Below are 23,677 nucleotides of genomic sequence, written 5' to 3'. Positions count from 1 at the left end.
CCCGCGCCGCCAGCAGCGCCGGGTTGTTGGCATAGGCCTGCGACAGTGACTCCTGCAGCGTCTGGCCCCGCGCCACCCCACCCCACAGCACACCGCCACCCATCACCACCAGCAACAACGCCCCACGAAGGGGGAGGAATGCGTGACGCATGCGGCTACTCTCCAGTGGGTCAGGATCGGGACGCGCCGCGGCTGCCAGGGCCCGCGGCTGTGCCAAGGTCAAAGGGTGAAGGCGGAATCGGGCGCAAAGCCGGGCAGCGGCACGGTGCCACAGTCGAAAGCGGGCACTGCGCTGAACACGCCGCCAACGCGGCGGCCGATCACCGCGATGCCGACCTGGCCCGGCAGCCGGCGGATCGCGACCAGGCGGCCGCCCTCGGCCAGTTGTTCAGTCAGGGCAGGCGGTATCGTCGGCACCTCGCCCTGGATCATGATCAGGTCATAGGGGGCGCCGGCCGGATGACCGGCGGCCAGCGGGCCTTCCACCCATTGCACATGGCCGGGCGCCAGGGAGACCTCGCCCATCACCTCGCGCGCCACGGCCGACAAGGTCGGGCTGCTTTCGAGCGCCGTCACGCGGCCGCCCATCCGGGCCAGAGCCGCGGCGCCGTAACCGGTTCCGGCGCCGACCAGCAGCACGGAATCACCGGTGCGGAGCTCCGCGAGCTGCAGCAGCCGGGCGATCATCATGGGCTGCAGCAGCACGCGCCCCTCGCCGAGCGGCGTATCCTCATCCGCATAGGCGCGAGCCACCATGTCGGCCGGAACGAAACGATGCCGGGGAAGGTCCAGCATGGCGGAGAGGATGCGCGGGTCCGTGACCTTGTTCGGCCGGAGCTGGCCATCCACCATCCACTTGCGTGCCGCCGCGAAGTCCATCGCCTGCCGTCCTTCTGTCTCGCCGGGGACGGACACGCCGACCCTGGCGCCGCTTATAGGCCCGGGCAGCAGACCGGCCAAGCGCAAGGCACTCTTGACCGGAAGCGGTTGGCGCCGATACATCGCCGCGGGGCCCGATGGCAGAGTGGTGATGCAGCGGACTGCAAATCCGCGTACGTCGGTTCAATTCCGGCTCGGGCCTCCAGAGTTCGGACGTGACAGCGGAACGATGATGAAGGCCTCTTGCAGGCCCCTCCCCGCCCCGCTATAGCGCCCGCCACCGCTGATCCCCGATAGCTCAGCTGGTAGAGCACGCGACTGTTAATCGCTAGGTCGTTGGTTCGAGTCCAACTCGGGGAGCCACTTCGGAAAAGGGATGCCACTTGGCATCCCTTTTTCTGTTTCAGCCGCCGATCCGTCCGGCGCCGCTCGCCGACACCCAGCAGAGGCGTCCGGCGCAGAAGGTGGCAACCGGCGCCTGCCGCCGGGCATCCATCAGAACCAGATCGCCGCGCAGGCCGGGCCGGATCACGCCGCGATCGCCGAGCCCTGCCGCCGCTGCCGGATTCGCGCTGATCAGCGCCCAGGCCGCGGCGAGATCAAGACGGCCTCTTTCCACCAGCTTGAACGCCGCCTGCGGCAGTGCGGGCCAGACGTAGTCCGACGCCAGCACCGTGACCAGGCCGCGCTCCGCCAACTCGGCGGCGCCGGCCCAGCCCAGGTGACTGCCGCCGCGCACTACGTTGGGCGCACCCATCACCACGGCCTCGCCCGCCATCCGTGCCTCGGCTGCAACAGCTTCTGCCATCGGGAATTCGCAGATCCGCACGCCAAGGGCGCGGAAGGCGCGGCGATCCTCTACGCTGGAATCATCGTGGCTCGCCATGGGAATGCCCGCGGTCCCGGCTGCCTCCACCAGCCTCGCGCGCGCAGCGGCGATCCCCGGCCGCCGCGCCATGGCCTGCTCGGCCAGCTGCCGCATCACCGGCAACGCCACGCCGGCCCGCTCGGCGTATTTGGCTCCCGCCGAGTCGCTCGCCAGCTTGCGCTCGATCGATGGCGTGTGGTCATTGAAGGCCAGCAGATGCACCTCGCCCGCCGCGATCCGCTGCAGCGCCTCGTCCACCGCATCCAGGTTGTCGGCCTCGAAGCGCAGATGCACGCGCAGGTCGACGCCGCGTTCATCGCGGGTGGCGGCCAGCGTGTCGAGGATGGCGCGCCAAGTGGCCATGGAGCGCAGCCCCGGCTCCCAGGAGAGGGTGATGCCCAGGAAAGCCGTGGTGATGCCGGCGGCGAGGAGTTGCGCTTCCGAATCCCGCAGCGCCGGCAGGGTCGGCATCGGCACTCCGGGACGGGGTTGCAGCTGGCGCTCCTGCGCATCGCCATGCAGGTCGACGATGCCCGGAAGAACCAGCAACCCTTCCGCATCAAAGCGGCGCGCGCTGCCGGGCTCCGAGGCGGTGATCACGCCGTTCGAAAGGTGAACCGGCTCGCGCCGGAACGCTCCGTCCAGCAGCGCCATGCCCCCGTTGATGCTCCACACGCTCACAGCGAACTTCCTTCCTGGGTCACCATGATCTGCACCCGCCCGGCGGCGTAGCGCGACACGGTGTAGTCGATCGGATTGCCGTCCATGTCCTGGGTGAGTGCCTCGGCGAGCATCACCGGGCGCTGGGCGGATTGCTGCAGCAACGCCGCCTCCTCCTCCGTCGGCATGCGCGCCGTGAGCCTCGTCCAGGCTCGCTGGTAATCGGCCACGCCGAGGGCCTCCAGCGCCCTGGTGATGGAGCCATGGCCGGCCAAGGCCTCTGGCAGCCCATCGAAGCGCGGCAGCACGAAGTGATGGCGGCCGAGCACCACCGGACGGTCATCCGCCAGGCCAAGGCGCTCGATCGCCATCAAGGGATGGCCGAGAGGCACCCGCAGCGCTTCTGCCATGACGGGTTCGGCGGGCACGCGCTCGACAGAAACGACCCGCCCTTCCGGCTCCCGGTTCTGCGCCCGGATCAGCTCGGAGAAGCGGGTGCGCGGGCCCAGCGGGTAGTCCAGCACGTCCTCGGCCACGAAGGAGCCCCGGCCCTGCTCGATGCGCAGCAGTCCGCGGCCGGCAAGCGATTCCAGCGCGCGGCGGATCGTGTGGCGGTTGACGCCGTGACGCGCCGCAAGGGTGAGTTCCGTGGGCAAGCGGTCACCGGCGGCCAGGCCGCCGCTGGCGATCTCCGCTTCCAGCCGCTGGGCGATCTGGCGCCACAGCGCCACTCCGTCCCGCCGCAGCAGTCCGGACGTCGCGATCTTCGGATCGGCGATCTCCGTCATGGAAACTTCAAGCTCATGCGTTCATCCGAGTGGCAGTTTCAGGTTGACGGTTACGCCTGCAGACATCTAGTCGTCTATACAAATTTTACGGGATCTCGCAGCGTGACCGACAAAGCCTCCCCGACAGCCGAACGACAGCGATGGATGGCCATTCTGGCGCGGACCACCTGCACCGCCCTGCAGCAGAAGCTGGCCGATGCTCCGCCGCTGCCGCCACACCGGCGGCTGCGTGGTCCTGAAACCGGGCTGGTCATGCTGCAGGGCCGCGCCGCAGCCGTGGGCAATGCGTTCAACCTGGCCGAACTGACGGTGACGCGGTGTGCCGTCGCCCTGGACAATGGCCTGGTGGGGCACGCCTACCATGCCGGGCGTGATGTGGCCCGGGCCGAGCTGGCGGCGGTGCTGGATGCGGTTCTGCAGGACGACGCCGCGCGCCCGGCCTGGCTTTCCCAGGTGATCGAGCCTCTCGCGGAGCAGCAGGAAGCGACCGCCGCGCGCCAGCGGCGCAAGGCGGCCGCCACCAAGGTGCAGTTCATGACCATGGCGACCACGCGATGATGCGGCCCGGTTTCGCCGACCCGGTGTTTCAAGCCCAGGCCAGCTTCCGCGCCGTGCTGGAGGCGATGAGTCGTCCTGGGCGGGTGCAGTTGCTCGACCTGCCGTTGACCCCGCCGGCCGGGCTGGATCCTGCCATGGCGGCTGTTCTGCTGACCCTGGCGGATGCGGACACCAGCCTGCACCTGCCTGCGGGTGCGGAAGATGCGGCGGAGTGGACGCGGTTTCATTGTGGCAGCCCCAGCGCCGCCGTATCGGAGGCCGATTTCGTACTGGCCCTGGATGCGGTGCCGGTCCTCTCCACGCTGCGGCAAGGCACCGATGAGGCGCCGGAACAGGCGGCAACGCTGATCTGCCAGGTTGCGCTCCTGGAGGAGGATCGTGGCTGGCGCCTCACCGGTCCCGGCATAAGCGGCAGCCACCACCTGCGCGTGGCCGGCCTGCCGGCCGACTTCCTGCAGCAATGGGCGGCTCAGCGGCAGGCATTCCCGTGCGGCGTCGACGTGATCCTGTGCGCCGGACATCGCATCGCCGCGCTGCCCCGCAGCGTCCGCATCGAGGAGGCTTGAGCCATGGCCTATGTGGCTGTGAAAGGCGGCGAAGCCGCCATCGCCCATGCGCATGGCTGGATGGCCGAGTGCCGGCGCGGCAACCCGGCGGTGCCCGGCATCGGGGTCGAGCAGATCGAGGAGCAACTGGGGCTCGCCGTGGATCGCGTTATGGCGGAGGGCGCCTGTCATGACCGGAGCCTTGCGGCACTGGCGATCAAGCAGGCGCAGGGCGACCTGATCGAGGCGGCGTTCCTGCTGCGCGCCTACCGCACTACCCTACCCCGCTTCGGCCATGCCGCGCCGCTGGATACGCGCAGCATGGCGGTCAGGCGCCGCATCTCCGCAGTGTTCAAGGATCTTCCGGGCGGGCAGTTGCTGGGCCCGACCATGGACTACACGCACCGGCTGCTCGACTTCGCACTGGCGGCGGAAGCACTGGCGGAACCCGCCCCCGAAGCCGAGGCGGCGGCGGACGAGCCATTGCGCCGCGTGGCCGACATCCTGGCGGCCGACGGCTTGATGCCGGCCGAGTGCGACGCTGGGGAAGCGCCGCCGGATCTGACGCGCGAACCCATGGCCTTTCCGGCCAGCCGAGCGGCCCGGCTGCAGAACCTGGCCCGCGGCGATGAAGGGTTCCTGCTCGGGCTCGGCTACTCGACCCAGCGCGGCTATGGCAACAACCACCCATTCGTCGGCGAGATCCGGCAAGGCGAGGTGGCGGTCTGCTTCACGCCGCCGGAACTCGGCTTCGAGATCGAGCTCGGCTCCATCGTCGTCACGGAATGCGACATGGTGAACCAGTTCCAGGGGTCCAGGACGCAGCCGCCGCAATTCACGAATGGCTACGGTCTGGTGCTGGGCCGCGGCGAGCGCAAGGCGATGTCCATGGCTCTGGTGGATCGTGCTTTGAAGGCCGGCGAACTTGGCGAGGACCGGGTGGCGCCGGCTCAGGACGAGGAATTCGTCCTGATGCATTCCGACAACATTGAGGCCACCGGTTTCGTGGAGCACCTGAAGCTGCCGCATTACGTGGATTTCCAGAGCGAGCTGGAGGTGATCCGGCGCATGCGCGCGACCGCCGCGGCCCCGGCGGAGGACCGCGCATGACCCATGATCCCGGCTACAACTTCGCCTATCTGGATGAAGGCACGAAGCGGATGGTTCGCCGCGCGGTGCTGAAGGCCGTGTCGGTGCCCGGCCACCAGGTACCCTTCGGCGCCCGCGAGATGCCGCTGCCCTATGGCTGGGGCACCGGCGGCATCCAGGTCACGGCCAGTATCCTGGGACCGCAGGACACGCTGAAGGTGATCGACCAGGGAGCCGATGACACCACCAATGCCGTCTCGATCCGGCGCTTCTTCAGCCGCGTCGCCGGGGTGCGCACCACCACACGCACCCGGGACGCGACGGTGATCCAGACGCGGCACCGGATCCCGGAGATGCCGCTGCGGGAAGGCCAGGTGCTGGTGTATCAGGTGCCGATGCCCGAGCCGCTGTTTCGCCTGGAGCCGCGGCTTTCGGAAACGCGGCGCATGCACGCCCTCGCGGATTACGGGCTGATGCACGTGAAGCTTTACGAGGACATCGCGCGTCACGGCCATGTCAGCACCGCCTACAACTACCCGGTAATGGTCGCGAACCGGTACCTGATGTCGCCCTCCCCGATTCCCGCCTTCGATAACCCCAAGATGGACAACATGCCCGCGCTGCAACTCTTCGGCGCGGGACGCGAGAAGAAGATCTATGCCGTGCCGCCCTATACCCGGGTGCGCAGCCTGGATTTCGAGGACCATCCGTTCCGCCCGCATCGCGCCGACGCCGCCTGCGCCTTCTGCGGCGCGCGCGACAGCTACCTGGATGAGGTGGTCTGCGACGACCGCGGCGGCCGCATGTTCATCTGCTCCGACACCGATCACTGCGAGACCCGCCAGGAGGCAGCACGATGAGCGTTCCATTGTTGCAGGCCGAAGGCCTCAACCTGCGCTTCGGAACCACCACGGCGCTCGACGATGTAGGCCTGAATCTGCATCCCGGGGAAGTGGTGGCGATCGTGGGCGAGTCGGGCTCGGGGAAGTCCACCCTGCTCCGCGTGCTGTCGGGGCAGTTGGCGCCGGCGGATGGCAGCGTGCTGTACCGCGATGCCGATGGCCGCAGCCATCCCGTGCATGCGATGAGCGAGGCCGCGCTGCGGCGGCTGATGCGCACCGAATGGGGCTTCGTGCATCAGAGCGCGCGCGATGGCCTGCGGATGGGCGTGTCCGCAGGTGGCAATGTCGGCGAACGGCTCATGGCGGTGGGGGCGCGGAACTATGGCGGCATCCGGGCGCAGGCCGCGGAATGGCTGCGGCGCGTGGAGATCGACGACGCCCGCATCGATGACCTGCCGCGCGTCTTCTCCGGCGGCATGCAGCAGCGGCTGCAGATCGCGCGGGTGCTGGTGTCCCGCCCCCGCCTGGTGTTGATGGATGAGCCCACCGGCGGGCTTGACGTATCGGTACAGGCGAAGCTGCTGGACCTGATCCGGAACCTGGTGGCGGATCTCGGCATCGCGGTGCTCCTGGTGACGCATGACATCGCGGCGGCCCGGCTGCTAGCGCATCGTATCCTGGTGATGCGACACGGCCGCGTGGTGGAGCAGGGTCTGACCGACCGCGTGCTGGATGATCCGCAGCATCCTTACACGCAGCTGCTGGTATCCTCGGTGCTCGCCGCATGAGCCGCCGCCTCTGGACGGAAGGCTTGGGCAAGACCTTCCAGCTGCACCTGCAAGGCGGCCTCCGCATGCCGGTGCTCGACAATGTGGACATGGTGGTGGAGGCCGGCGAGTGTCTGGCCCTGTCCGGCCCCTCGGGCGCCGGGAAATCGACCCTGATGCGGTGCCTGTATGGCAATTACGGTGCGGATCGCGGCCGCATCTGGATCCGTCACGACAACCTCGATGTGGAGCTCAGCGCAGCCGATGCGCGCACCATCCGGGAAATCCGGCGCCGCAGCCTCGGCTATGTATCTCAGTTCCTCCGCGTCATTCCACGCGTGTCGGCCCTCGACATCGTGGCTGAGCCGGTCGTGGCACAGGGTAGCAGCCAGGCCGAGGCCCGGCGCCGCGCGCAGGAGCTGTTGTGCCGGCTGAACCTGCCCGAGCGTTTGCATGGCCTGCCTCCCGCCACCTTTTCCGGTGGCGAGCAGCAGCGGGTGAACCTCGCCCGTGGCTTCGCGCCGCGCTACTCGGTGATGCTGCTGGATGAGCCGACCGCCAGCCTGGATGCGGCCAACCGCGAGGTCGTGATACAGCTGATCCTGGAGGCACGCCGCAGCGGCACAGCCTTGATCGGGATCTTCCACGACGCCGATGTCCGGGACCGCATCGCCAGCCGCCTGTTCCAAGTTCAGCCGATTCAGGAACCCGCATGACCGCCGAAATCATTCTGACCAATGCGCTCCTGGTGCTGCCGGAGAAACTTCTCGACGGCACGGTGGTGCTGCGCCACGGGCGGATCGCCGAGGTGCAGCCGGGACGGAGCCGCAATCCCGCAGCGCTGGATCTTGATGGGGACCACCTGATCCCGGGCGTCATCGACGTCCACACGGATAATCTGGAACGGCAGGTCCAGCCACGCAGCTTGGCGCGCTGGCCTTCGCGTTCGGCATTCTTGGCGCATGATGCGCAGACGGCCGCCGCCGGCGTCACCACCGTGCTGGACGCGCTCTGCCTGGGCGATCTCGGCTTCGATGCGGAGCGAACCGAGACGTTCCTGAACGCTGTGAAGGACCTTGACGCGCTGCAGGAAACCGGCCTGCTGAAGAGCGAGCATTTCCTGCATCTGCGGTGCGAGCTTCCGGCCGCGGACATGCTGCCCCTGCTCGAGGGCGTCGCCGAACATCCCGCGGTGCGCATGGCCAGCCTGATGGATCATACGCCGGGTGTGGGCCAGTATGTCGACATCGAGCGGTACCGCCAGATGCGCCAGCGCGGCGGCAAATCCATCGCCGAGATCGATCGGCGCATCGGCGAACTGATCGAGCAGCGCGAGAAGCTGCGCGAACCGCAACGGCGCGCCCTGCTTGATCGCCTGGCCTATCGTCACCTGCCGCTGGCCAGCCACGATGACTGGCAGGAAGCGGAGATCGCGCAGAATGCCGCCGACGGCATCCTGATCTCGGAATTCCCGGTGTCCATGATGGCGGCGGAAACGGCGCGGCGGCATGGCATGAGCATCATCGCCGGGGCGCCCAACATCGTGCGGGGCGGCAGCCACTCGGGCAATGTTTCGGCAGCGGATCTGGTGGACCGCGCATTGGTCGATGTTCTCGCCAGCGACTACGTTCCGCCCGCCATGATCGAGGCCGCCTGGCAGGCATCCGGCCGCATCGGCCTGCCGCGCGCCATCGCGACCATCACCGCCGCACCGGCGCGCATGCTCGGCATGACGGATCGGGGCCGTTTGGAAGCGGGGCTGCGCGCCGATCTGGTGCGGATCCGGCAGTTGGGGATCATGCCCGTGATCCGTGCCGTCTGGCGCGGCGCGGAACGCGTGGCGTGACCGCCCGCCTCGCCCTGTACTGGGCGCCCGAGATCGCCGATCCGCTGCATGCGGCGGCGTCCGCCTGGCTCGGCCGTGATGCCGAAACCGGCGCCACCTGCCCGCAGCCGGTGGTGGCGGGCTTCGACCTCCATGCGGCGACCCGAGATGCCCGGCGCTACGGCTTCCATGCCACCTTGAAGCCGCCTTTCCACCTCTCCACCAGTTACCGCGCCGCCGCCGAGGCGGCGCGTCTTCTGGCTGCGCGAACCGACGCCTTCAGCTTGCCACCGCTGCGTGTTGCCGATCTGGACGGCTTTCTGGCGCTTCGCGAGGCGGAACCGTGCCCCGCGCTGCAGGCTCTCGCGGATGCCTGCGTCACGGCTCTGGATGCTCATCGCGCGCCTCCCTCGGAGGAGGAGATCCGCCGGCGCAGGCCGGAGAGCCTCGACCCGGCGCAACGGCAGTATCTGGAACGCTGGGGCTATCCGCACGTCTTCGAATGGTGGCGCTTCCACATGACGCTGTCCCGTCGCCTGACGGCGGCCGAGATGGCCCTCTTGCGTCCGGAGGCGGAAGCGCATTTTCAAGGAATCGCGGAGTGCCCGCGCAGGGTGCGGGAATTGTGCCTGTTCACGCAGGCCTCACCCGGCGCCGCGTTCCTGATCGCGGAACGCCTGCCGCTGGGCCCAGCATGAAGTCTGGCGATCAGTTGGTCAGGCAATCCATCAGGCTGATGTAGAGCCGCTCGGCGCCGGTTTCAGGGCTGGCGTCGTTGTGGATGACCCGCAGGTCCAGGCCCGGCGGCAGCTCAGCCTGCCGCCGTAGGCGCTGGGCGATGCTGTCGGCATCTTCGCGGCCGCGCTGCTGCAGCCGTTGCTGGAGGATCGCGGCGGGTGCCATCACCTGCAACACGCGCAGCCGATATCGTGGTGGCACTTCCGACAGCACGGCCCGTGACAGATTGGCCACCACGACCCGTCCGCAGGCCAGCGCCGGCTCGATTGTCTGCGGGATGCCGTAGCGCAGGCCGTGGGCCTGCCAGTGCAGCGCGAAGCCGCCATTCTGGCACAGAGCGGCAAATGTTTCCTCGCTGACCGGCTCATGGTCCTCGGCGCCGCCATGGAGGCTTGTTTCCGGCGGCCGGGTGATCAGGCGCCGCACGAACACAAACCGTTCGTCCTCGGAAAGGCGCTGCCGCACGGCGCTCAGCAAGGTGTCCTTGCCCGCGCCGGAGGGGCCCACCACCGCCACCAGTCTGCCGCTTCTGCTCGCTGCGTCATCCCTGCTCATCGCCGGGTTGTCAGCGTCATCCGCGGGATGCGCAAGGCGCCACCACGGAATGACGCGGAATTTTCATCGATGGTCAGCGCAGCGTCTGCGGCTCCTCCTCGGCCCAGTCGCGAAGCAAGGTGAAGCCCACTGCCAGCAGCACCGGTCCCAGAAACAGGCCGAGAAAGCCAAATGCCAGAACACCGCCCAATGCCCCCAGGATGGTCAGCAGCAGCGGAAGGTCGGCGCCGCGGCTGATCAGCCAGGGGCGGATCACGTTGTCGACGCTGCTGATGCCGAAGGCGCCGTAGAGCAGCAGAAAAATGCCCCACCCCACCGAGCCCTGGCTGAGCAGCCAGAGTGCCGCGGGTAGCCAGACCAGGGGTGCGCCAACAGGCAGCACGGAAATCACGCCGGCGATGACCGACAGCAGCACCGGTTGCGGAACGCCGGCGATCCAGAGCCCGAAGCCGGTCAGCAAGCCTTGTGCCAATGCTGTCCCGAGCAGGCCATAGACCACCCCAAGCGTGACATTCGCAATCAGTTGCATCAGCCGTCGTGCCTGTGGACCCGCGATGCGGCTGACCACCGCCTCGGCGCCGGCGGCCATCCGCGGGCCATCGCGATAGAAGAAGAACGACAGGAGGATGGCCAACACCAGTTCCGCAAGGCCGGACAGGATGGCGAGCAGCACGCCCAGCGCCTGCTGCGCGATGACACCGGCATAGGGACGAAGGAAGTTCGTCACCGGGCTGAAGTCGAGTTGTAGCGATGCGGACCATTGCTGCAGGTAGGCGCCGATCCAGGGAATGCCGCCGAGCTTGTCGCCCAATCCAGGAAGGCCATCCGCGATCAGGCTTTCCGCACTGGCCCGCAATCCCTGGACGTCATCGGCCCGGATCGGCGTCGCAAGCAGGATGGGCAAGCCGACCAGCAGCATCTCCAGCGCCACCATGACCAGAGCCGCCAGCGTGGGAGACAGCCTCAGGCGGTCGCGCAACGTGCGGAACGCCGGCCAGGTGCAGAATGCGAGAATGCCCGCCCAGAGCAGAGACGACAGAAACGGCCTGAGGATCAGCAAACAGCCGACCATCAGGGCCGCCAGCGCAGCCAAACCGAACAGGCGTGCCGGATGCAGGGGCCGGTCCGGTGGAGAAGGAGAGGACGTCATGGCGCATAGTTGCCCGAGCCACGGCGCTGACGCCAGCGCGACCCGTGATGCGGCTCCCTGCGTCATCGCGCGGCCCTTGCGCTCCGCCGCACCAGGTTTAGCGTGACCTCCAGAACAGGCTGGCGGATCGGGCTGATGGTCCACCGCCCGACATCACAACCGGAAGGAACCTTGCATGAAGATCGGATTCATCGGGCTCGGCATCATGGGCCGCCGCATGGCGGCGCATCTGCTGACGGCCGGGCATGAGGTGTCGGTACCGGACCGGCCGAGCTTGACGTCGGAGCAGAGGACCAGCTTCAAGGTCCTGCCCGACGCTACAGCGGTGGCACGGGAGACGGAAATCGTGATCCTGATGCTTCCGGATACGCCGGATGTCGAGCAGGTGCTGTTCGGCGCCAACGGCGTCGCGGATGGTCTCCGCGAAGGGCAGCTGGTCATCGACATGAGTTCGATCAGCCCGACGGAGACGCGCAAATTTGCCGAAACAATCAATCAGAAGGGTTGCGATTATCTCGATGCGCCGGTGTCGGGCGGTGAGGTCGGCGCCAAGCAGGCGAGCCTGACCATCATGGTTGGCGGGCCTACGGCCGCCTTCGAGCGGGCATTGCCCTTGTTCCAGGCGATGGGCAAGAACATCACCCTGATCGGTGAAACCAACGGTGCCGGCCAGACCTGCAAGGTCGCCAACCAGATTGTCGTGGGCCTGACCATTGAAGCCGTGGCGGAGGCGCTGGTGTTCGCCAGCAAGGCTGGTGCGGACCCTGCCAAGGTGCGGCAGGCGTTGATGGGCGGTCTCGCGACATCCAGGATCCTGGAATTGCACGGCGACAGAATGATCCAGCGCACCTTCGATCCAGGGTTCCGGATCAAGTTACACCAGAAGGATCTCAACCTCGCCCTGCAATCCGCGCGGGAGCTGGGCGTGGCGCTTCCGAACACCGCCTCGGTCCAGCAGCTGTTTTCCGCCTGCGTGGCCAATGGACATGGCAATCTTGACCATTCAGGACTGGTGACGGCGCTGGAAGCCATGGCTTCGCATCAAGTGGATCAGGCGCCATGACTTTCAGCATTGGCAGCCAAATTCACGCAGTTTCGGTGAAGATCGACGCAGCCTGGTGGTGAAGGTCGATTTATGATTGCCAATTGAGCGTGGTGACCGCATTTTCAGACAGCAAGCCTTCTGGCGAGATTCGTGTCTTGTCTGGCTTATTTTCCGGGTTGATATCGACAAAGAGGTGTCATGCGATTCGCCGATATCGGCCAGCAATTGCGGGCCTACCGTCTCGAATCGGGGCTGCGGGCGGAGGAGATCGCCGCGCGCCTTGGTGTGTCGCGCGCGGCCCTTTATCGCTACGAGAAGGGCGAGGTCATCAAGCTGGACACGATCCGGCGCCTGGCCGAGCTGCTGAAGATTTCGCCTTTGTCGCTGCTGGGTATCGGGGTCGAGTATTTTTCCCGCCCGATCGCCTTCCAGGAGCGCCTGCGCCAGGTCGAGGAACAATCCGATCAGACCCTGCAGGTCGGTGAGGCCGTCTGTTATCCGACCACCACGGATGCCTTCGACGGCGCATTGGCCGAAGCCTGGGCGGAAGTGGCCGACAATGCCAGCGAGCGCGTGGCGGCGCGCGCCGCAGCGGATCAGGCCATGGGCCTTCTGACCGCCCGCAAGAAGCTGCACCAGTCCCGCCGCGCCAACATCATCGCCATGTTGTCGGAAGCGGCGCTGCGGAATTTCCTGACCGAGGGCGTCGCCGCAGGCCTGGCCGTTTCGGAACGAACCCGGACGCGGTGCAGGCTGGCGGCGCGGGCGGAGGCCGAAAGCATCGCGACCCTGATGGAGAGCGTGCCGATCGGCTTGCAGATCGGGCTGCTGGCGGTGGAGCCGGCCGGCAATTTCCTGGTGATGCGCGGCCGGGAACGGGCGCATGTGTGCACCAGCCCCTTCCCGGCCGACATGACAGCATCCCAGGTCACGGGTGTGGGCACCATCACCGCGGCCGATGAAGCCGTCTCGGTGCATCAGCGCGTCGCCGAAGCGGCGTGGCGCAACGCGCTGAAGGGATCGGCCGCCGCCGCTCGGGTGCGGGATCTGATCCGCGAGATCGGCCCGCGCTGAGCCGGCTCCGGCCGGTCAGACCAGCGACAGCCTTGCTTCCAACACATCGTCATCCGCGTCGGAGCGGGTGACGGTGAAGCCTAGCGCCTTCACGAAGGCGATCATCGGCCGGTTGTCGGCCAGCACCTGCCCGGTCACGGTTTTCAGGCCCTGGCTGCGCGCCCATTCCATAAGGCGCTGCATCAGGTGCCGGCCGAGGCCCTGGCCTTTCCATTCCGGCAGGGTAACCACGGCGAACTCGCCTTCCAGCCGTCCGGGCTCGCGGATCAGCCGCGCCACGCCGGCGGTCCGTGGAGGCTCCCCGGCGCGCGCCTCAGTGGCCACGAACGCCATTTCGCGGTCGTAATCGATCTGCGTCAGCCGGACGATCTGCGCAGCGGGCAGTTCCTTCAGTTGATTGAAGAAGCGCCAGCGTACATCTTCCCGCGTCAGGCTGCGGAAAGCCTCGGCATGGGCGGCGGCATCTTCTGGCCGGATCGGCCGAACCAACAGGCTTCGCCCATCCCGCAGGGTCCAAGGCCGAGCGAGTTCGGCCGGATAGGGGGAGATGGCAAGTTGCGCCAGCGTGCCGGATGGCCGCAGCACGGCCGAAGCGTCCAGCGCGGTGACGCCCTGCGGGTCGGCCCATAACGGGTTGATGATCAGGTCCTCGATCATCGGAAAATCGACGGCGATCTGCGACAGGCGCACGGCGGTGTCGGCAATTTGTGCAACATCCACCGCTGGATGGTCCCGGAACCCTTCCAGGAGCCGAGCCCCGCGGGTCCGGCGGATCAGCGCCAGGGCGAGGTTGCGGTTCAAGGGTGGCAGGTCATAGGCGACATCGGGCTCGAAATCGGAGGCGGTGCCGCCGCGCCCATAGCTGATCCAGGGTCCGAACATCGGGTCGTCGCCCAGGTGGAAGCGCAGTTCATGCCCGCGCTGCCCGCCCCCCGCCAGCTTCTGCACCAGAAAGCCATCCAGCCGCGCATCCGGGCGCAGCTGGTGGACCTGCTTCAGCATCTGCGCCGCGGCGGCGCGCAGGCTGGCCACGTCCTTGAGGCCGAGTGCGACGCCCCCCACTTCGGTCTTGCGTGGCAGGTCGGGGCTCAGGATCTTGAGAACCACTGGAAAACCAAGGCGCATGGCCGCCCGGACTGCCGCCTCGGAGTCGGCGGCCTGCAGACCCGGCACGACGGGCTGCCCATAGGCCTGCAGGATCTGCAGCACTTCCAGCTCGTTCAGCCCGCGGCGTCCGTCGGTTCGCGCCTGTTCCAGGATTCGGCCGACCGCCTCCCGATCCGGCGCCAGTTCCAGCACTTCGCGCGGCGGCAACTCGGCCGCCGCCGCGCGGTTGCGGCGATCCGCCGCCAGGTGAAGGGCGCCCCGCACGGCGGCTTCCGGCGTGGCGAACACGGCGATGCCACCTTCCAACAGCCTCCGGGCCGGCGCAGCGCCCGCCTCCCCCAGCCATCCCACCAGGATCGGTGCTCCTCGCGTGGCCTTGGCCGCCGCGGCCAGTCCCGACGCCACGGCCTCCGCGCCGGAGCCCGGCAATGGAGCATGCACGACGATCACGGAATCGACGCCCCTCACGGCTGCCACGAGGCTGGCGGCCTCAGCCAGCCGGTGGCTCTGGCTCGGTGGCAGCACGAGCGGGTTGCCGAGGCTGGCGAGGGGCTGGTCCAGCATCAAGGCCAGGGGCCCGCGCACGCTGTTGTCCCAATCCGCAAGTCGCCCGCTGCCTTGCAGCACGGCATCGGCCGCGAGGTAGGCCGGACCCTGGCCATTCGCCACGATCGCGATGCGGTCCCCGGCGACGCCGGCCTCTCGCTGCCCCTGTCCCGGCTTCAATCGCGCCAACGTCTCGGCTGCGGACAGCAGATCCTCAAGGCCGGATACGCGGAGCACCCCCGCCCGCCGCAACGCGGCCTCCATCACCGCATCGGCGGCGGCGCCGCGATCCATCTGAGAACCGCCCTGATGGCCGCCCGGGCGGATGGCGATGACCGGCCTGGTCCGGGCCGTGGCACGCGCGGCCGAGATGAACATCCGGCGGTTCTTGATCCGGCGCAGGTCCAGCAGCACCGCCCCTGCCCGGGTGTCGCGCGCCAGCCAGTCGAGGGCCAATGCGAAGCCCAGGCCGTGATTGGTGCCGAGCCCGATGACGTGGCTGAAGCCTAGCTTTTCACCGGCGGCCCAGTCGATGATGGTACGGGCCATGGAGGGCGACTGGGTCAGCAGCGCCAGCCGGCCCGGCTTCGGCGTCACGTGGCTGAGGCTGGCATTCAGCCCGATGCCGGGCAGGCAGAGTCCGAAGCTGTGGGCACCGAGGGCCCGTACGCCGGTGCGCTCGGACAGGGCAGCCAAGTCGGGGGATGCCACGGGGACGATCGCGGCGAAGCAGCCGCGCGCCGCGAGATCGATCATGCCTTGCTCCTGCCGGCCCGGCGGCAGGCAGATCACGGCGAGGTCGGGTGCTTCCGGCAGTTGCGCGATGGAAGGGGCCTCGGTCAGGCCCGCGGCCGCCAGCCCGACGCTGTGGAGCTGGCCCTGGAACCCGCCGGCCGCCAGGTTGGCCGCCAGCAGGGCGGCTTCCGGCAGCGCCGGATCGGCCAGCAGCACCACCGAGCGGGGGTGGAACAAGGCGGCCTCACGGAAGCCGGTCTGGCGGCGCGGCAGGGCGAGCGGAAGGTCCATGCCGACTATCGTGTGGCCTGCCCGCGGCGGCGTCGCAACATGAACTCGCATGTGGATGGCTGGAAACCGCGCCACAACCACGGTAGAGCGGCCCCAACCGCCGGGAAGCCTGTCGCGGGCGTGACAGGCACCCCGGGTTGCCGCGCCGTAATGCCGCCCTTATAGCCCACCTCGACGCCTGAGAGGTTCCTGACCTTGGCCACGATTGCGACACTTCCCGATGTTGCCGACAACCCGGCGATTGCGGCGCAGGAGAAGCTTCTTTCCCTGCCGCTGACAGAGACACGGCGCATGGCGGACGCCATCCGGGCCCTGACGATCGATGCGGTGGAACAGGCCAAGTCCGGGCATCCCGGCATGCCGCTCGGCATGGCCGACGCCGCCACGGTCCTGTTCAGCAGGTTCATGAAGTACGATGCGGCGGATCCCCGCTGGGCCGATCGCGACCGCTTCGTGCTGTCGGCCGGCCATGGCTCCATGCTGCTGTACGCGTGGCTGCACCTGTCCGGCCATGGCGGCATGGCGGTCGAGGACCTCCGGCGCTTCCGCCAGCTGCATTCCGTGGCCGCGGGCCATCCGGAGTTCGGCGAGCATCCGGCGATCGAGACTACCACCGGCCCGCTCGGCCAGGGACTGGCCAATGCGGTGGGCATGGCGCTGGCCGAGCGCCACCTGGCTGCCCGCTTTGGCAAGAGCCTGGTGGACCACCGCACCTGGGTGATCGCCGGCGACGGCTGTCTGATGGAGGGCATCAGCCACGAGGCAGCATCCCTCGCCGGGCATTTCGGCCTGTCGAAGCTGTGCGTGCTGTGGGACGACAACGGCATCTGCATCGATGGTGAGGTCAGCCTGACCTCGTCCGACGACGTGCTGAAGCGCTTCCAATCCTATGGCTGGGCGGTGAAGCGGGTCGACGGGCATGACCCAATCGCGGTGGAAAAGGCGCTGGAAGGCGCCGTGCGCAGCCGCAAGCCCACGCTGATCGCCTGCCGCACGATCATCGGCTTCGCCGCGCCGACCAAAGCCGGCACCGCCGGCAGCCATGGCAGCCCGCTTGGCGCCAAGGAAGCCGAGGCCGCCAAGCAGGCGCTGGGCTGGACCAGCGAACCGTTCGAGGTGCCCGAGGACATCAAGTCCAACTGGGAAGCCGCCGGACGCCGCTCCGCCGGAACACGCCGCTCCTGGCTGAAGCGCCTCGCGAACCATCCTCAAAAGGCGGATTTTGAGCGCGCCATGGCAGGCAAGCTGCCGGATGGGTGGCACGAAGCCGCCGCGGCCTTCCGCCAGCGCCTGGCCGAGGAGAAGCCGAAGGCGGCCACCCGCGTTTCCAGCCAGAAGGCGCTCGAGGTGCTGGTGCCGGCCATCCCGGAACTGGTGGGCGGCTCGGCCGACCTGACCGGGTCCAACAACACCAATGTCCGGGGAATTCCGGTGCTGTCGCCGGCCAATCTCGGCGGGCGCTATATCCACTGGGGCATCCGCGAGCACGGAATGGCGGCGGCCATGAACGGCATGGCCGCGCATGGTGGCGTTATTCCCTATTCCGGCACCTTCCTAGCCTTCGCTGACTACATGCGGCCGTCGATCCGCCTTGCGGCGCTGATGCGCGTGCGGGCGATCCACGTGCTGACGCATGACAGCATCGGCCTCGGCGAGGATGGCCCGACGCACCAGCCGGTGGAAACCCTGGCTAGCCTGCGCGCCATGCCGAACCTTTGCGTGTTCCGCCCCGCCGATGCGATGGAAACGGCCGAGTGCTGGGAACTGGCGGTGCAACGCGCCGATGGACCGTCGGTTCTGGCCCTGTCCCGCCAGAACCTGCCGGCGCTACGGGGCGAGGCGGGCGAGAACCGCAGCGCCCGCGGCGGCTACGTCCTCGCGGAGGCCAGCGGCCCTCGTGCCGCGACCCTGATCGCGACCGGCTCGGAGGTGCAGCTGGCGATCGCTGCCCGCGAGACCTTGGAAGCCGAGGGCGTGCCCACAGCGGTGGTGTCCCTGCCCTGCTGGGAGCTGTTCGCCCTACAGGATGAGGGCTACCGCGCCGGCGTTCTCGGCACGGCGCCCCGCATCGGCATCGAGGCCGCGCTTGGCTTCGGCTGGGATCACTGGCTGGGTCCCGACGGGGTCTTCATCGGCATGACCGGCTTCGGCGCCTCGGCCCCGGCCGAGGATCTGTTCCGGCACTTCGGCATCACCGCCGAGGCCGTGGTCGCTGCGGCTCGCCGCAAGCTGACCTGATACGTTTCACCCCATCCCAGCAAGATCGAGAAGGGAACGACACCATGGCTGTCAAGGTCGCGATTAACGGGTTTGGACGTATCGGGCGCCTCGTGCTGCGCGCCGCCATCGAGAGCGGGCGTGACGACGTCGAGTTCGTCGGCATCAACGATCTCGGCTCGGTCGAAGCGAATGCGCACATGTTCCGCTACGACAGCGTGCATGGCCGCTTCCCCGGCGAGGTGCGCGTCGAGGGCGACACGCTGCACATCAGCGCCAATGGCCGCCAGTACGCGCCCATCAAGGTGAGCGCCGAGCGCGATCCGACCAAGCTGCAGTGGCAGGGCGTCGATGTCGCGGCCGAGTGCACCGGCATCTTCACCAAATCCTCCGACGCGGCGAAGATCCTGCAGTCCGGCGCGCGCAAGGTGCTGGTCTCCGCCCCCGTGACCTGGGGCGAGGAACTGGCCGATGAGAGCGCGCAGGCCACCATCGTCTATGGCGTCAACCACAAGGTCCTGAAGCCCGAGCATAAGATCGTCTCGAACGCTTCCTGCACCACCAACTGCCTGGCGCCGATCGCCAAGGTGCTGCATGAGAAGTTCGGCATCGAGCGTGGCTACATGGTGACGATCCACGCCTATACCGGCGACCAGCGCACCGTGGACACGCTGCACAAGGACCTGCACCGGGCCCGCGCCGCTGCCGTTTCCGCCATCCCGACTTCGACGGGCGCGGCCAAGGCCGTGGGCCTGGTGCTGCCGGAGCTGAAGGGCAAGCTGGACGGCACCGCCATCCGCATCCCGACGCCGAACGTCTCGCTCGTTTCGCTCGACTTCGTGCCGAAGAAGACCGGGCTGACCAAGGACGAGATCAACGCCGCGATGAAGGCGGCGGCCGAGGGCGAGCTGAAGGGCATCCTCGGCTACAACACCGCGCCGCTGGTTTCCATCGACTTCAACCATGACTCGCACTCCTCCACCTTTGATGCGACGCAGACTCAGGTGGTCGATGGCGGGCTGGTGCGCGTGATGAGCTGGTACGACAACGAGTGGGGCTTCTCGAACCGCATGTCGGACACGGCCGCCCTGCTCGGCAGCCTGTAAGGAAGAGGCGCAGCAGATGGCCCGCTTTCGGACACTCGATCAGCTCGAACCCGCCGGCAAGCGGGTTCTGCTGCGCGCTGACCTGAACCTGCCGGTGCGCGGCGGGAAGATCACTGACCTGACGCGCATCGAGCGCCTGGCGCCCACCCTCCGCGAACTGGCGGACAAGGGAGCCAAGGTGATCGTGTGCAGCCATTTCGACCGGCCAAAGGGCAAGCGGGTGCCCGAGATGTCGCTGAAGCCGATGGCGGAAGCGTTGTCCCAGGTGCTCGGCAAGCCGATCGCCTTTGCCGAGGACTGCATCGGCCCGGCCGCCGAACAGGCGACCGCGGCGATGAAGGATGGCGAGGTGCTGGTACTGGAGAACACCCGCTATCACGCCGGTGAGGAGAAGAACGATCCAGCCCTAGTCGAGGGCTTGGCGAAGCTGGCGGACGTGTTCGTCAATGACGCGTTCTCCGCCGCCCATCGGGCGCATGCCAGCACCGAGGGCGTGGCCCGCAAGCTGCCGGCCTATGCCGGACGCCTGATGCAGGCGGAGCTGGAAGCGCTGGATGCGGCGCTGGGCAATCCGGCACGGCCCGTGGTCGCCATCGTTGGCGGCGCGAAGGTGTCCACCAAGCTCGACCTGCTCGGCAATCTGTCGAAGAAGGTGGACGTGCTGGTGATCGGCGGCGCGATGGCGAACACCTTCCTGGCCGCGCAGGGCAAGTCCATGGGCAAATCGCTGCAGGAAGGCGAGATGCACGACACCGCCCTGCGCATCCTGGAGGAGGCCAAGGCCGGTGGTTGCGAGATCCTGCTGCCAGATGATTTGGTGGTGGCGGCAGCCTTTGCGGCCAACGCGGCGCATCGCACGGTTCCGGCCGATGGCGTCCCCCCTGACATGATGGCGTTGGATGTGGGCCCCGCAACGGTCGCCGCCGTCGAGGCGCGGCTGAAGAAGGCGTCCACCCTGGTGTGGAACGGTCCGTTCGGCGCCTTTGAAATCCCGCCCTTCGACACGGCGACGGTGCAGGTCGCACAGACGGTGGCTGGGCTGACCACATCGGCGGGGCTGAAGAGCATCGGCGGCGGCGGCGACACGGTGTCGGCGCTGCGCCATGCCGGGGTGTCCGACCGGATGACCTACGTGTCCTCGGCCGGCGGAGCCTTCCTGGAGTGGCTGGAAGGCAAGGAATTGCCGGGCGTCGCGGTACTGGAAACCGCCTGAAGCCAGGAAAGGCCCCGCAGCCATGCGGGGCCTTTCCTTCTGATGGCCAACTCTTCTGGCCGGCCCGGGGTAGCGATCTGCCCCGCAAGGGTCCACATTCCGCGCATCGATGACTCGCAAGGAGATGCGCGATGTACAAGGACGTCCAGCTTCATATCGACGGACAATGGCGCGCGGCGACCGGCGGTCGCACCATTCCCGTGTTGAACCCGGCCACGGAAGAGCAGATCGGCACCGTACCGCATGCCAGCGAAGCCGATCTGGATGAGGCTCTGGCTGCCGCCGAACGCGGCTTCCATATCTGGCGCAGGGTCTCGGCCTTCGATCGTTCCAAGCTGATGCGCAAGGCTGCTGACCTGCTGCGCGAGCGGGCCGACAGCATTGCCCGCGTGATGACCATGGAACAGGGCAAGCCCCTGGCCGAGGCACGCATGGAAACCATGGCGGCCGCCGACACCATCGACTGGTTCGCCGAGGAAGCCCGCCGCGCTTATGGCCGCGTGGTGCCGGCACGCGCCGAGGGCGTCTATCAATTGGTGGTCAAGGAGCCGGTGGGTCCGGTGGCGGCCTTCACCCCCTGGAACTTCCCGATCAACCAAGTCGTACGCAAGCTGTCGGCTGCGCTGGCGACCGGATGCTCGATCATCGTCAAGGCGCCGGAAGAGACCCCAGCATCGCCGGCCGAACTGATCCGCTGCTTCCTGGACGCCGGCCTTCCCAAGGGCGTGGTGGGCCTTGTCTATGGCGTGCCGGCGGAGATCTCATCCTACCTCATCCCGCATCCGGTGATCCGCAAGGTGACGTTCACTGGATCGACCCCGGTGGGCAAGCACCTGGCGGAGATGGCGGGCAAGTACATGAAGCGAGTCACGATGGAGTTGGGCGGCCATGCCCCGGCCATCGTCTTCGACGACGCCGACGTTGAGCATGCCAGCAAGACTTTGGCAGGCAGCAAGTTCCGCAATGCGGGGCAGGTTTGCGTGTCGCCGACCCGTTTCCTGGTGCAGGAGAAGGTATTCGACCGCTTCGTCGATCAGTTCGTGGCGCATGCCAAGGCCCTGCGCGTCGGCAACGGCCTGGAAGACGGCGTGCAGATGGGTCCGCTGGCGAATGATCGCCGCATCCCGGCCATGGAATCCCTGGTGGCCGATGCCCGGCAGAAGGGCGCTGAAATCCGCACCGGCGGCAATCGGATCGGCAACAAGGGCTATTTCTACGAGCCCACGGTGATCACTGGCCTGACGCGCGAGATGCGGGCCATGAATGATGAGCCGTTCGGGCCGCTGGCGCTGATGGTGCCGTTCCGCGATTTCGATGAAGTGGTGGAGGAGTCGAACCGTCTGCCTTACGGCTTGGCAGCGTACGCCTTCACGAAATCGGCCAAAACGGCCAACGCCATCGCATCGCAGGTCGAGACCGGTATGATGACGATCAATCACCTCGGCCTCGCGTTGCCGGAAGTGCCTTTCGGAGGCATCAAGGATAGCGGCTACGGCTCGGAAGGTGGTTCCGAAGCGATCGAGGCCTACCTGAACACCAAATTCGTGACGCAGGCTGGCATCTGACAAGCGGGGCCCCGGCGTCAGCCGGGGCCTTCACTGTTCCGTGGTGGTTTCCCGGCTGACGAGAACCTTGTCGATCCGTCGTCCATCCATGTCGACGATCTCGAAGCGCCAGCCTGCCCAGACGATGCGGTCCCCTTCCCTGGGAATTCGCTGCAGCAGGGACAGCATCAAGCCGGCTACGGTATGGTAGCTGCCTTCGCTGGGCAGTTCCGGAAGCTCAAAGCGTGATTTCAGTTCGTCACTCGGCATCATGCCATCCAGCAGGATGCTGCCATCGTGTCGTTGCACTAAACCCCCGATCATCGGCACTGACATGGGGCCGAGTTCCCCGACGATCGCCTCTAACAGGTCAGAGGCGGTAACCACTCCTTCGAAGCTGCCATACTCATCCATGACCATAGCAATGCCCAATGGATCCGTGCGCAGCCGCGCGAGTGCATGAAGACCCGAAAGGTTTTCGGGGAGGATGATAGGGTTCCGTATGGCTGCGGCGAGATCCATGTCTCCGCCTGCGAGCATCTGATCTAACAGGTCCTTGGTCGCAACAATACCGACCACGTTGTCGATGCGGCCTTCCGCCACCACAAAGCGGGTCACCTGGCTCGCCCGCAACCGAGTTGCCAACTCCTGCTGATCCGCTGATCGGTCAATCCAATCCACTTCTGTGCGGGGCGTCATCAGCGCACGGACCGGCTTGTCAGCCAAGCGGAGAACGCGCTCGATCATCTGGCGTTCCTCGGTTTCTAAGGCACCCGCTTCCGCGCCTTCAGCCACTGCGGCTTTTACTTCCTCCTCAGTAATGGTGGAGGAGGCAGGTTTGGCGGCGCCCAGGAGACTGAGCACCAGAGATGATGAGCGGGACAACAGCCAGACCATCGGAGCGGCGATGCGAGACAGCAAGGCCATGGGAGGCGCCATCACCACAGCAACAGCTTCCGGATCGCGGAGCGCCAGCTGCTTTGGAACCAACTCGCCAATGATTAAGGAAAGATAGGTGATGCCTAGAACAACGAGCCCTAGGGCCAGTTGGGTAGCGTAAGGCTCCACACCGGGTATCACACCTAGGACGTCGGCAAACCGTTGTGCAATGCCCTGGCCGGCGAAAGCGCCCGCCAACACGCCAACGAGCGTTATGCCAACTTGCACAGTAGGGAGAAAGCGCTGGGGATCTTCTGTTAAAGATAGAGCAGTCGCCGCACCGCTGCGGCCAGCCCTCAACATGGTCAAGAGACGCGTGCGCCGACAAGAAACAATGGCAAGCTCACTCATGGCAAAGACACCATTGAGCAGGACCAACAGGAGAATGACTGAAAGTTCGAGCACGAGGTTCATAGTGCCGCTTGTGCCATGCGATGATGCACTCCGCTTGTAGCGGGTGATCCTTCAGCAGTCATCCTGAAGCTTTAACGAGGACTGCCCTGTGCCACCCGCGGCAGAGGTTCTTCATACAGTGCGCGTTTGAAAGGATGGCATTGCTTGGATGCGGGGACAGGATTTGAACCTGTGACCTTCAG

The 23,677-nt window shown here is 67.3% G+C and carries 20 protein-coding genes, 2 tRNA genes and 1 pseudogene; 16 read left to right on the top strand and 7 right to left on the bottom strand.

What is annotated here, in order from left to right; all coding sequences use genetic code 11:
* Positions 1 to 219: 219 nt before the first annotated feature.
* Complete coding sequence (locus D2K64_RS20290) at positions 220 to 960, bottom strand: protein-L-isoaspartate O-methyltransferase family protein (protein ID WP_238384330.1); 741 nt, start codon at positions 958 to 960, stop codon at positions 220 to 222.
* Between the two features lie 50 nt (positions 961 to 1,010).
* Here D2K64_RS20290 and D2K64_RS20285 point away from each other — a divergent pair.
* Together D2K64_RS20285 and D2K64_RS20280 are read left to right on the top strand one after the other, a co-directional pair.
* Positions 1,011 to 1,084 (top strand) — tRNA-Cys (locus D2K64_RS20285).
* Between the two features lie 82 nt (positions 1,085 to 1,166).
* Positions 1,167 to 1,242, top strand: a tRNA-Asn gene (locus D2K64_RS20280).
* A 40-nt stretch (positions 1,243 to 1,282) separates the two neighbouring features.
* On the opposite strand, the gene D2K64_RS20275 is transcribed toward D2K64_RS20280, so the two are convergent.
* Together D2K64_RS20275 and phnF are read right to left on the bottom strand one after the other, a co-directional pair.
* Positions 1,283 to 2,428 carry an alpha-D-ribose 1-methylphosphonate 5-triphosphate diphosphatase gene (locus D2K64_RS20275; protein ID WP_120010199.1) on the bottom strand — a complete coding sequence of 382 codons (1,146 nt, stop codon included), beginning with the start codon at positions 2,426 to 2,428 and terminating at the stop codon, positions 1,283 to 1,285.
* Positions 2,425 to 3,195 (bottom strand): phosphonate metabolism transcriptional regulator PhnF, encoded by a 771-nt coding sequence (phnF, locus tag D2K64_RS20270; protein ID WP_120010198.1) that lies wholly within the window; start codon positions 3,193 to 3,195, stop codon positions 2,425 to 2,427. Before phnF ends, D2K64_RS20275 begins: the two co-directional genes overlap by 4 nt.
* A gap of 102 nt (positions 3,196 to 3,297) precedes the next feature.
* Between phnF and phnG the strand changes: the two genes are divergently transcribed.
* Genes phnG through D2K64_RS20230 form a run of 8 tightly spaced genes read left to right on the top strand, consistent with a single transcriptional unit; the run spans position 3,298 to position 9,519 of the window.
* Complete coding sequence (gene phnG, locus D2K64_RS20265; RefSeq protein WP_238384329.1) at positions 3,298 to 3,753, top strand: phosphonate C-P lyase system protein PhnG; 456 nt, start codon at positions 3,298 to 3,300, stop codon at positions 3,751 to 3,753.
* Positions 3,750 to 4,319, top strand: a complete 570-nt coding sequence (gene phnH, locus D2K64_RS20260) for a phosphonate C-P lyase system protein PhnH (RefSeq protein ID WP_120010196.1) — start codon at positions 3,750 to 3,752, stop codon at positions 4,317 to 4,319. The genes phnG and phnH overlap by 4 nt, the downstream gene beginning before the upstream one ends.
* Positions 4,320 to 4,322: 3 nt before the next feature.
* Positions 4,323 to 5,408: a carbon-phosphorus lyase complex subunit PhnI gene (locus D2K64_RS20255; RefSeq protein ID WP_120010195.1), complete on the top strand. Its 1,086-nt coding sequence runs from the start codon at positions 4,323 to 4,325 to the stop codon at positions 5,406 to 5,408.
* The gene (locus D2K64_RS20250; protein WP_120010194.1) at positions 5,405 to 6,247 is read left to right on the top strand and encodes an alpha-D-ribose 1-methylphosphonate 5-phosphate C-P-lyase PhnJ; all 843 of its coding nucleotides are present in this window, start codon (positions 5,405 to 5,407) and stop codon (positions 6,245 to 6,247) included. The genes D2K64_RS20255 and D2K64_RS20250 overlap by 4 nt, the downstream gene beginning before the upstream one ends.
* A complete protein-coding gene (gene phnK, locus D2K64_RS20245) occupies positions 6,244 to 7,017 on the top strand; it encodes a phosphonate C-P lyase system protein PhnK (protein WP_120010193.1) in 774 nt (257 codons plus the stop codon). Before D2K64_RS20250 ends, phnK begins: the two co-directional genes overlap by 4 nt.
* The gene (gene phnL, locus D2K64_RS20240; protein WP_120010192.1) at positions 7,014 to 7,712 is read left to right on the top strand and encodes a phosphonate C-P lyase system protein PhnL; all 699 of its coding nucleotides are present in this window, start codon (positions 7,014 to 7,016) and stop codon (positions 7,710 to 7,712) included. Before phnK ends, phnL begins: the two co-directional genes overlap by 4 nt.
* Positions 7,709 to 8,842 (top strand): alpha-D-ribose 1-methylphosphonate 5-triphosphate diphosphatase, encoded by a 1,134-nt coding sequence (locus tag D2K64_RS20235; protein ID WP_120010191.1) that lies wholly within the window; start codon positions 7,709 to 7,711, stop codon positions 8,840 to 8,842. Before phnL ends, D2K64_RS20235 begins: the two co-directional genes overlap by 4 nt.
* Entirely contained in the window at positions 8,839 to 9,519 is a 681-nt protein-coding gene (locus tag D2K64_RS20230; RefSeq protein WP_120010190.1) for a DUF1045 domain-containing protein, read from the top strand. The genes D2K64_RS20235 and D2K64_RS20230 overlap by 4 nt, the downstream gene beginning before the upstream one ends.
* Positions 9,520 to 9,529: 10 nt before the next feature.
* On the opposite strand, the gene phnN is transcribed toward D2K64_RS20230, so the two are convergent.
* Both phnN and D2K64_RS20220 read right to left on the bottom strand, forming a co-directional pair.
* Positions 9,530 to 10,075 carry a phosphonate metabolism protein/1,5-bisphosphokinase (PRPP-forming) PhnN gene (gene phnN / locus D2K64_RS20225; protein WP_238384328.1) on the bottom strand — a complete coding sequence of 182 codons (546 nt, stop codon included), beginning with the start codon at positions 10,073 to 10,075 and terminating at the stop codon, positions 9,530 to 9,532.
* 112 nt (positions 10,076 to 10,187) lie between these two features.
* On the bottom strand, positions 10,188 to 11,264 hold the full coding sequence (locus tag D2K64_RS20220; RefSeq protein ID WP_120010188.1) for an AI-2E family transporter: 1,077 nt from the start codon (positions 11,262 to 11,264) through the stop codon (positions 10,188 to 10,190).
* Between the two features lie 172 nt (positions 11,265 to 11,436).
* On the opposite strand from D2K64_RS20220, the pseudogene D2K64_RS20215 reads away from it, so the two are divergent.
* Together D2K64_RS20215 and D2K64_RS20210 are read left to right on the top strand one after the other, a co-directional pair.
* A pseudogene (locus D2K64_RS20215) lies at positions 11,437 to 12,327 on the top strand (2-hydroxy-3-oxopropionate reductase); the annotation flags it as partial.
* Positions 12,328 to 12,507: 180 nt separating this feature from the next.
* On the top strand, positions 12,508 to 13,383 hold the full coding sequence (locus D2K64_RS20210; RefSeq protein ID WP_120010186.1) for a helix-turn-helix domain-containing protein: 876 nt from the start codon (positions 12,508 to 12,510) through the stop codon (positions 13,381 to 13,383).
* Positions 13,384 to 13,398: 15 nt separating this feature from the next.
* Here D2K64_RS20210 and D2K64_RS20205 read toward each other — a convergent pair whose 3' ends face one another.
* Positions 13,399 to 16,062 carry a bifunctional acetate--CoA ligase family protein/GNAT family N-acetyltransferase gene (locus tag D2K64_RS20205; protein ID WP_120010185.1) on the bottom strand — a complete coding sequence of 888 codons (2,664 nt, stop codon included), beginning with the start codon at positions 16,060 to 16,062 and terminating at the stop codon, positions 13,399 to 13,401.
* A gap of 291 nt (positions 16,063 to 16,353) precedes the next feature.
* On the opposite strand from D2K64_RS20205, the gene tkt reads away from it, so the two are divergent.
* The 4 genes from tkt to D2K64_RS20185 all read left to right on the top strand — a co-directional run bounded on the left by tkt (position 16,354) and on the right by D2K64_RS20185 (position 22,163).
* On the top strand, positions 16,354 to 18,300 hold the full coding sequence (gene tkt / locus D2K64_RS20200) for a transketolase (RefSeq protein ID WP_238384331.1): 1,947 nt from the start codon (positions 16,354 to 16,356) through the stop codon (positions 18,298 to 18,300).
* Between the two features lie 44 nt (positions 18,301 to 18,344).
* Positions 18,345 to 19,385: a type I glyceraldehyde-3-phosphate dehydrogenase gene (gap, locus tag D2K64_RS20195; protein WP_120010183.1), complete on the top strand. Its 1,041-nt coding sequence runs from the start codon at positions 18,345 to 18,347 to the stop codon at positions 19,383 to 19,385.
* Positions 19,386 to 19,401: 16 nt separating this feature from the next.
* Complete coding sequence (locus tag D2K64_RS20190) at positions 19,402 to 20,598, top strand: phosphoglycerate kinase (RefSeq protein WP_120010182.1); 1,197 nt, start codon at positions 19,402 to 19,404, stop codon at positions 20,596 to 20,598.
* A 131-nt stretch (positions 20,599 to 20,729) separates the two neighbouring features.
* Complete coding sequence (locus D2K64_RS20185) at positions 20,730 to 22,163, top strand: NAD-dependent succinate-semialdehyde dehydrogenase (RefSeq protein WP_120010181.1); 1,434 nt, start codon at positions 20,730 to 20,732, stop codon at positions 22,161 to 22,163.
* A gap of 30 nt (positions 22,164 to 22,193) precedes the next feature.
* On the opposite strand, the gene D2K64_RS20180 is transcribed toward D2K64_RS20185, so the two are convergent.
* Positions 22,194 to 23,495: a hemolysin family protein gene (locus tag D2K64_RS20180; RefSeq protein ID WP_120010180.1), complete on the bottom strand. Its 1,302-nt coding sequence runs from the start codon at positions 23,493 to 23,495 to the stop codon at positions 22,194 to 22,196.
* Positions 23,496 to 23,677 lie beyond the last annotated feature (182 nt).

The organism is Teichococcus vastitatis (assembly GCF_003604215.1).
In the GTDB taxonomy this organism is placed as follows: Bacteria; Pseudomonadota; Alphaproteobacteria; order Acetobacterales; family Acetobacteraceae; genus Pseudoroseomonas; species Pseudoroseomonas vastitatis.
Note: the sequence above shows the minus strand (reverse complement) of the source record. Positions and strands in the feature narration are given on the sequence as shown.